Source organism: Citrobacter sp. VF227 (assembly GCF_052950715.1).
Map to the genome: position 1 here is coordinate 1 of NZ_JBRFVF010000336.1, position 483 is coordinate 483.

Annotated in this window: 1 protein-coding gene; it reads left to right on the forward strand. The window is 64.6% G+C overall.

Translation table 11 applies throughout. The features are described 5' to 3' along the window. Nucleotides 1-186, forward strand: a 186-nt coding sequence (locus ACU8YC_RS26620) for an antibiotic biosynthesis monooxygenase family protein (protein ID WP_446896208.1), incomplete at its 5' end; no start/stop codon positions are given. Between the last annotated feature and the right edge of the window lie 297 nt (nt 187-483).

Sequence of the window (483 nt, forward strand, 5' to 3'; positions counted from 1 at the left end):
CACACGATCTGGCGATCGCGCGCGGATTTCGAGGCCTGGACCCGGTCCGAGCAATTCCGCAAGGCGCACGGTCGCGTCCCCTCGACCAAGCCCCTGTATCTCGGCCACCCGCAATTCGAAGGTTTCGAGACGATCCAGACGGTCGGCGGCTCCGCCGACGCCCGCCAGGACGCCGACGCCGTCTGAGCGAGACCGACCCCGGCCCTCCCGTGGCCGGGGTCGCACGCGGGCACCGACGCGGTTGAAACCGTGAGTTAAGAACACCGCATGAATTGAAATAGCTCCGGCGAAAATGGTTCCCTACCAAATCTGGCCCCTGCCGGATGCGCCGAACAGTCACTCAGCATTAATCATGTATTGCAACGTCCGGAGGCTCGCCCTAGGTCGCAGCCTTCCTTCGTGACTGCGATCGTGAACCCGCGGGGCCCGCGGCTTGCTCCGTCACCGTCACCAGGCGGCGCTGAAACCTTTCGTGTCTCAGAC